The organism is Rhodococcus sp. NPDC059234, from assembly GCF_042754225.1.
Classification (GTDB): Bacteria; Actinomycetota; Actinomycetes; order Mycobacteriales; family Mycobacteriaceae; genus Rhodococcus_G.
Genome location: NZ_JBHZAH010000029.1, coordinates 40856 through 47868, shown reverse-complemented (window position 1 = coordinate 47868; position 7013 = coordinate 40856). Strand labels below are relative to the sequence as shown.

The window sequence follows — 7013 nt, the reverse complement described above, 5'->3', positions numbered from 1 at the left end:
CTCAGGTTGTTTTCCAGACCGAGGCCGTACGCCCCGAGACCGAGCATCAACGCGACCATCACACCGATCACGGTGAATCGGAGGCGGTAGACGAGCCGACCCCAGGTGGCGAACACGCTGTGCACTCTCCCCTCGTGGAGCAGCCTCCCGGCCCTCCGAGCCACGATCGGCACGAACGCCGATCGTGCCGCTGCCACCGCCGTTCAGTGCTCGACCTGTCGGCGCTGCACAGCACACGGTACGCATGGATTCGCGGTTCCGACGACCCGAGTCACCGCTGGTCAGCCGATGCCGGTGTGCTTCCACGTCGGCCGTCGGCACCTGCCCGAGCGCGAATCGCCTGGTGGTCAGGTGTTCGTCACCGGCCCGTCGGGCGGCATCTAAGAAGGTAGTGAGAATTCGATCGACCGGCCCGCGTGTGCGCCGCGAAGCCCGTCACCGAGTCCGATGCTCGATCACCGGAAGTTCCTGCGGCGCACCGCCGTCGATGAGCCGCTCGATCGCCGTCACGTCGAGGTGCTGCTCCACCAGGTCGGCCAGCAGGTCGAGTTGGGCGGTCCGCTCGTCGGCCACGGAGGTGCCCGGGGCGACGGCGAATTGCCGACCCGTGGCAGCCGCGACCCGGGTGAGCAGGGACCGCCGGAACTCGTCGGACTCGAGCAGTCCGTGCCAGTGGGTGCCGAACACCTGTCCGCGCACGCTGCCCTCCGGGCCGCACTCGTCGTCGCGCAACAGCGCCGCGTCCCCGGTGCGGACCACCCGTCCGTGATGGATCTCATAGCCGGACACCGTGATTCCGTCCGCGGTCCCCGTCGACTGCCGAAGCACCTTCTCGCTGGCGAACTCGACGTCCAGGTCCAGCAGTCCCAGCCCATCGACGGCGCCCGCGGCGGACTCGACGTGGTCGACGATGGTCCGGCCGAGCATCTGGTAGCCACCACAGATACCCAGGATCGGCAGTCCGGCGGCCGCACGGGCGGCGAGGACGTCGGCGATTCCGCTCGTGCGCAGCCAGTTCAGGTCCGACACCGTGGACTTACTGCCCGGGAGCACCACCAGGTCCACGTCCGCCAGGCGCGAGGGCTCGCTCACCCAGTGCACGGACACGCCCGGTTCGCAGGCCAGCGCCTCGACATCGGTGGCGTTGGACACCCGTGGCAACCGCACCGCCGCCACCCGCAGCCACTCCCGCCCCGCCGGCGAGGCGGGTCGCCCGACGGGGGCGTCGGGCGTCGTGGACAGCGAGTCCTCGGCGTCGATCCACAGTCCCTCGGCGAACGGCACCACCCCGAGGGTCGGCCGTCCGGTGAGCGCGCGCAGCTGCTCGAGGCCGGGTTCGAGCAGGCCGACGTCGCCGCGAAACTTGTTGACCACGAACCCCGCGATCAGCTCCTGGTCCTCCGGCGAGAGCACGGCGACGGTGCCGAACAGGTGCGCCAGCACTCCCCCGCGGTCGATGTCGCCGACCACGATCACCGGCAGCGAGGCCGCCCGCGCCAGCCCCATGTTCGCCAGATCGGTGGCGCGCAGGTTGATCTCGGCGGGCGAGCCGGCGCCCTCGCAGATCACCACGTCGAATTCGTCACGCAGGGCAGCCAATTCGCCGGCAACCACCTCGCGGAGCCATTCACGGTGCTCGATGTAGTCACGGGCTCCGACCGAGGTCACCGCCTTACCGCGGACGACGAGCTGCGAGGTGCGGTCGCTGCCCGGCTTGAGCAGCACCGGGTTGAAACGCACGCTCGGCTCGAGCCCGCAGGCCCGCGCCTGCAGTGCCTGCGCGCGGCCGATCTCCCCACCGTCGAGCGTGACGACGGAATTGTTGGACATGTTCTGCGCCTTGAACGGTGCCACCGACACCCCGCGTCGGGCCAGCATCCGGCACAGGCCCGCGACCAGGACGCTCTTGCCCGCGTCGGAGGTGGTGCCGGCGACCAGAAGCGCGCCCCTCACGGGAGGGTGAGGATTTCCGCCCCCGAGTCGGTGACCACGATGGTGTGCTCGAACTGGGCCGTCCACTTGCGGTCCTTGGTGACGACCGTCCAGCCGTCCTCCCAGATGTCGTAGTCGACGGTGCCGAGGTTGATCATCGGCTCGATCGTGAACACCATGCCGGGCTCGATGACGGTGTCGACGTTCGGCTGGTCGTAGTGCAGGATCACCAGGCCGTTGTGGAAGGTCTCGCCGATCCCGTGACCGGTGAAGTCACGAACCACGCCGTAGCCGAAGCGGTTGGCGTACGACTCGATGACCCGGCCGATGACGTTGAGTTCGCGGCCCGGCTTGACGGCCTTGATCGCGCGCATCGTCGCCTCGTGGGTGCGCTCGACGAGCAGGCGATTCTCCTCGGCGACGTCGCCGGCGAGGAAGGTCGCGTTGGTGTCACCGTGCACGCCGCCGATGTAGGCGGTGACGTCGATGTTGACGATGTCACCGTCCTCGATCACCGTCGAGTCCGGGATGCCGTGGCAGATGACCTCGTTGAGCGAGGTGCAGCAGGACTTGGGGAAGTCCTTGTAGCCCAAGGTGGAGGGGTAAGCGCCGTGGTCGATCATGTACTCGTGCGCGATGCGGTCCAGCGCATCGGTCGTGACGCCGGGGGCGACCGCCTTGCCCGCTTCCTGCAGGGCCTGCGCCGCGATCCGGCTCGCCACCCGCATCGCCTCGATGGTCTCCGGCGTCTGGACCCACGGCTCGGAACCCTCGTTGACGGTGGGCTTCCAGGCGTATTCGGGCCGCTCGACGTTCGCGGGCACCGCGAGGGTCGGCGAGACGATTCCGGGACTGAGCTGGGTACGCACGGGCATGCCCACCAGGTTAGACGCATCGCGTGCGCCACCCGTCACGACGCCGACGGTGTCGGCTCCCCGCCGGTCAGTCCCGCTTGGGCACCCAGTGGTCGGTCACCAGCTCGAAACTGCGTTTGATCTCCCCGTATGCCGCTCGCTGCGCTTCCTCGCCGTCGCCATACTGCTTGACGGCCGTCTCGTGCGCCGCTTCGAAGGCCGCCTGCACCTCCTTCGACGATCGCCGCAAAGTCTGTGGGAGCTCGGTCCGGTTCACCACGCCACTCCTTCGTCCATCGAGAATGCGATGTCGCGTGAGTCGATTGTCCGCCCCGAGCCCCGCCGGGACAACGCGATACCCGGCGCACAATGGACGTACCTGCCACACGGACGACCCGATCGACCGGAGCGAGGCGCGCGGATGTCGGACGACATCGAGAAGCGGTGGAACGACCCCCCGACGATTCGGCGGGCGACGCGGTACACCTGCGCGGTCATCGCAGTCGCCCTGGTCGCGATGGCACTCGCCTTCGCGTGGGGTGCGACGAACCACGACTGCCCCGTCGACCAGGCCCGCATCTGTTCGACCACGGACCGGTGGGTGCTGGCGGTCGCTCCGGCCGCGATCCTCCTGCTCGGCGGGCTCGGGGCCTTCGTGCGCACGTACCGTGTGTGGCGCTCGGGCGGGACATGGCCGATCTGGCAGGGCGCGGGGTGGGTGCTGATGGTGCTCATGCTGGTCTACGCCAGCATGGGGGCGGGGCTTCTCGTCGAGTGATCGGGTCCGGCAGCGCGGCGCTCAGCGTCTTCTACTCCGTCGCGGCGCCCGCCAGCATCTCGGCGAACCCGCGGGCGAAGCTGTGCACGTCACCGGGCCAGCGCGCAGACAGGTAGTTGGCGTCCCGCACCACGAACGCGGGCCGGGCGTCGTCGTCCGAGTCGCGGGCGCGCCCGCTCGACTGCAGCGCCGCGTTCGGGTTGTCCGGGTCGACGTCGACGAAGTCGCCCGACTGCCGCAGCGCCCGGGTCACCTCCTGCTGCACGCCCATGTAGCCCCGCGGCTCACCGGGCGCCTCCACGTAGGTGCGGTAGTAGTCCCGGTCCCAGAACCGGGTGACCCGGGCGACCCGCCAGGCGCGCGATTCCAACGACCAGGTCAGGGCGGTGGTGCGGCGACCGTAGAGCACCGACCGCCCGGTGCGGGGATCGATGCTGCGCGCGGCCAGCAACACCCCGTGACAGATCGCCGCCACCGGAAGGTCCCGGCGGAAGGCGTCGACGACGAGGCCCTGCAGTCGCTCGCTCTCGAGGTACGGCCGCATGCCGCGGGCCCGGTGGCCGCCGGGGAGCAGGAGTCCGTCGACGGTGTCGAGGTCGACGGCGTCCCAGCCGGACGGCGCGGTGAACTCCGGATCCTCGAGCAGCGCTGCGTAATCGGCGCGGGCCACCACGTTCGCGCGCAGCACGCGCCCGACCAGCACGACCCGATCCAGTCCGGGGATCGCGCCCCACGGGTCGAGGCCCCGCCCGGTCACCATCAGGTCGTCGGCCGTGGCGACCGTCGCGCCGGGGGTGGCGAACCGCACCCGGTGACCGAGCCGCCGCAGCACCCGCCAGCTGACGGCCACCTCGGTCGGGTCGAAGTCGCACGCGGGAAGGGGAACCAGCACCGTGCCCATCTCCGCACGCTAACACTGGATCCGAAGCGAAATCCGGGCCCGCACCGGACGGTGGGCGTCGCTACTCCCGCAGGACGGCCAGGAAGGCCATCCGGTCCCCGCGGTAGAGCGATCGGACCCGCTCGATCGGCACCCCGTCGGTGTCCAGCGAGGTCCGGTCGAGCAGCAGCATCGGCATCGCGGTGGTCGAGTCGAGCAGGGCCGCGTCGCGGGGCGAGGCGAGCACCGTCTCGATCCGTTCGGTCGCCGAGCCGAGCTCCACGCCGGTCGCCCGGATCGCGGCGTACAGCGAGGTGCCCGGGTCGAAGGTGCTCGCCAACGCGCCGAACCGCCGGACCGCGAGGTAGGTGTTCTCCAGCCCGATCTTCTGGCCGTCCGCCAGCAGCACGCGTTCGAGCCGGAGCACGGCCGCACCGATCGGAATCGAGAGTTCCCCCGCCAGTTCCGCGTCGGCGGATTCCTCCTCGAAGGCGACGAGCTCGCGCGAGGGCACCCGCCCCTGACTGAGCGCGCCCTCGGTGTAGGAACCGAGCGAGAGAGGCTGGACGAGTTTGGGACTCGCGACGACGGTGCCCCGACCGCGCCGCTGGATCAGTCCCTCGACGAGCAACTCGCGCACCGCCTGGCGGACCGTTTCGCGCGAGACCGCGAAGCGCGCCGCGAGATCTCGCTCGGCGGGGACCGCGTCGCCCTCGGACAGTTCCGCGACGATCGCGGCCAGTTCGGTGCGCACCCGGTAGTACTTGGGCAGGTTCCCGGCCTCCGTCACAGCGCCCCCCTCCGCGCGAGCACCCGGCCCGCGACCGTGAGCACCTCGGATATCGACGGCGACTGCGCACCAGGCACTTTCGCGCGATCGTCGTAGCGGCGCAGCCGCACCGCGTCGGGCCACCAGGGATGAGCCGCCAGCTCCTCGTCCACCCCCGGCCCGCCCTGCGCCCGGAGCGTGACGACCGATTCCGTCGACAGTGTCGCGCGGTAGCCGGGCACGGTGGCGACCAGGTACCGCTTGGCCGCGACGTGCGCGCCAGCCAGCCAGCCGACCCGAGTCCCGAACCGGGGGGTGAGCCAGTCGCGCGCGGCCGCGTCGTGCGGCTGGTCGTGCGCCGGTTCCAGCAGCGGACTGCGGGCGAGGTCGTGCAGCGCCGACGCCAGCACGAGCTCGTCGTCGGCGCGGTCGTCGAGCGCGCGTCCTGCCGCCTGCAGCGCATGGTCGAGCTCGTCCACCGATTCCCCGTCGAAGACACCTCGCAGCGAATCCGGCAGGGCGGCAGTCTCTTCGAGCACCTCCGAGTGGTCGTTCATGGTGGTCAGGGTACACCGATTTGGTCTATACCAATTGTTCATCCAGCGTTTCCCGCGCGTCCCCGAGACGGTCTAGACCAAACCCCATGCTGTCCCCATGCGAATTGCAATTGTGGGCGGCGGCATCCTCGGTACGGCGCACGCCGACGAGGCCGTCCGACGCGGACACGAGGTCGTCCAGTTCGAACGTGAGCACGAGGCGCGCGGTGCCACCGTCCGCAACTTCGGCCTCGTGTGGGTCTCGGGCCGGGCCGAACACGAGCTCGAGGCGGCGCTACGGTCCCGACAGCTGTGGGAGGACCTCGCCGCCCGCGTCCCCGACATCGGTTTCCGCCCCGCCGGATCGCTGACGCTGCTGCGCACCCCGGAGGAGGTGGCCGTCGCCGAGCAGGCGGCGGCCCGCCCCGACGCGGCCGCCCGCGGCTTCGACCTGCTCGATCCCGAGCGGGTCCTCGCGGTCAACCCCGCGCTGCGCGGCAAGTACCTCGCCGGACTGCACTGCAGCCGCGACGGCGCCGTGGAATCCCGAATCGCGCTGCCCGCCATCCGCCGTCACCTCGCGGCCGGCGGCCGCTACACCTTCCACGCGCCGGCCGAGGTCCGCGAGGTCACCAGCACCGACACGGGCGTGCACCTGCGCGACGACCACGGCCGCACCTTCGACGCCGACCTCGCGATCGTGTGTCCCGGCGCCACCCTGGGCGGGCTGGCCCGCGACCTGGCCGGCGAGCTGCCGCTGCGCCGGGTGCGGCTGCAGATGATGCAGACCGCACCGCTCGGCGAGGCGCTGACCACGGCGATCGCGGACGGCGACAGCCTGCGGTACTACCCCGGTTTCGCCGGCACCGCGCTCGACGCGTTGACGGCCGCGCAGCCGCAGGCCCCGACCGCGGAGGCGCACCGGATGCAGCTGCTGTGCGTGCAGCGCCTGCACGGCGGGCTGACCATCGGCGACACCCACGAGTACGACGAACCCTTCGACTTCGACGTGGACGAGGCGCCCTACCGGCACCTGGCCGGCGTCGTCGAGGAGTTGCTGGGCCGCGAGCTGCCGCCGATCGTCAAGCGCTGGGCGGGTGTCTACAGCCAGCACCGCGACTCCGGCGAACTCGTGCACCGGGGCCAACCCGCGCCCGGCGTCTGGGTGGTCGCCGGACCCGGCGGCCGCGGCATGACCCTCGGGCCCGCGCTGGCCGAACAGACCGCAGATCAGCTCGGGCTCTGAGCCCACATCCAGATCGAG

8 protein-coding genes are annotated in these 7013 nt (G+C 71.0%); 2 read left to right on the top strand and 6 right to left on the bottom strand.

Features of this window, described 5'->3' with window-relative positions; translation table 11 throughout:
* Positions 1–435: 435 nt before the first annotated feature.
* The 3 genes from ACFXGJ_RS09310 to ACFXGJ_RS09300 all read right to left on the bottom strand — a co-directional run bounded on the left by ACFXGJ_RS09310 (position 436) and on the right by ACFXGJ_RS09300 (position 3063).
* Positions 436–1953, bottom strand: coding sequence for a cobyric acid synthase (locus tag ACFXGJ_RS09310; protein ID WP_378618062.1), 1518 nt, complete (start codon positions 1951–1953; stop codon positions 436–438).
* A complete protein-coding gene (gene map, locus ACFXGJ_RS09305) occupies positions 1950–2807 on the bottom strand; it encodes a type I methionyl aminopeptidase (protein WP_378618061.1) in 858 nt (285 codons plus the stop codon). Before map ends, ACFXGJ_RS09310 begins: the two co-directional genes overlap by 4 nt.
* A gap of 67 nt (positions 2808–2874) precedes the next feature.
* On the bottom strand, positions 2875–3063 hold the full coding sequence (locus ACFXGJ_RS09300; protein ID WP_378618060.1) for a ChaB family protein: 189 nt from the start codon (positions 3061–3063) through the stop codon (positions 2875–2877).
* Between the two features lie 144 nt (positions 3064–3207).
* On the opposite strand from ACFXGJ_RS09300, the gene ACFXGJ_RS09295 reads away from it, so the two are divergent.
* A complete protein-coding gene (locus tag ACFXGJ_RS09295) occupies positions 3208–3564 on the top strand; it encodes a hypothetical protein (RefSeq protein ID WP_378618059.1) in 357 nt (118 codons plus the stop codon).
* Between the two features lie 31 nt (positions 3565–3595).
* Here the strand turns inward: ACFXGJ_RS09295 and ACFXGJ_RS09290 are convergent, their stop codons facing one another.
* From ACFXGJ_RS09290 to ACFXGJ_RS09280, 3 genes are all read right to left on the bottom strand, one after another.
* Positions 3596–4465 carry a type 1 glutamine amidotransferase domain-containing protein gene (locus ACFXGJ_RS09290; protein WP_378618058.1) on the bottom strand — a complete coding sequence of 290 codons (870 nt, stop codon included), beginning with the start codon at positions 4463–4465 and terminating at the stop codon, positions 3596–3598.
* Between the two features lie 61 nt (positions 4466–4526).
* Complete coding sequence (locus tag ACFXGJ_RS09285) at positions 4527–5234, bottom strand: GntR family transcriptional regulator (protein WP_378618057.1); 708 nt, start codon at positions 5232–5234, stop codon at positions 4527–4529.
* Entirely contained in the window at positions 5231–5770 is a 540-nt protein-coding gene (locus tag ACFXGJ_RS09280; protein WP_378618056.1) for an HD family phosphohydrolase, read from the bottom strand. The genes ACFXGJ_RS09285 and ACFXGJ_RS09280 overlap by 4 nt, the downstream gene beginning before the upstream one ends.
* A 97-nt stretch (positions 5771–5867) precedes the next feature.
* Between ACFXGJ_RS09280 and ACFXGJ_RS09275 the strand changes: the two genes are divergently transcribed.
* Positions 5868–6995: a TIGR03364 family FAD-dependent oxidoreductase gene (locus tag ACFXGJ_RS09275; RefSeq protein ID WP_378618055.1), complete on the top strand. Its 1128-nt coding sequence runs from the start codon at positions 5868–5870 to the stop codon at positions 6993–6995.
* The last annotated feature ends 18 nt before the right edge of the window (positions 6996–7013 follow it).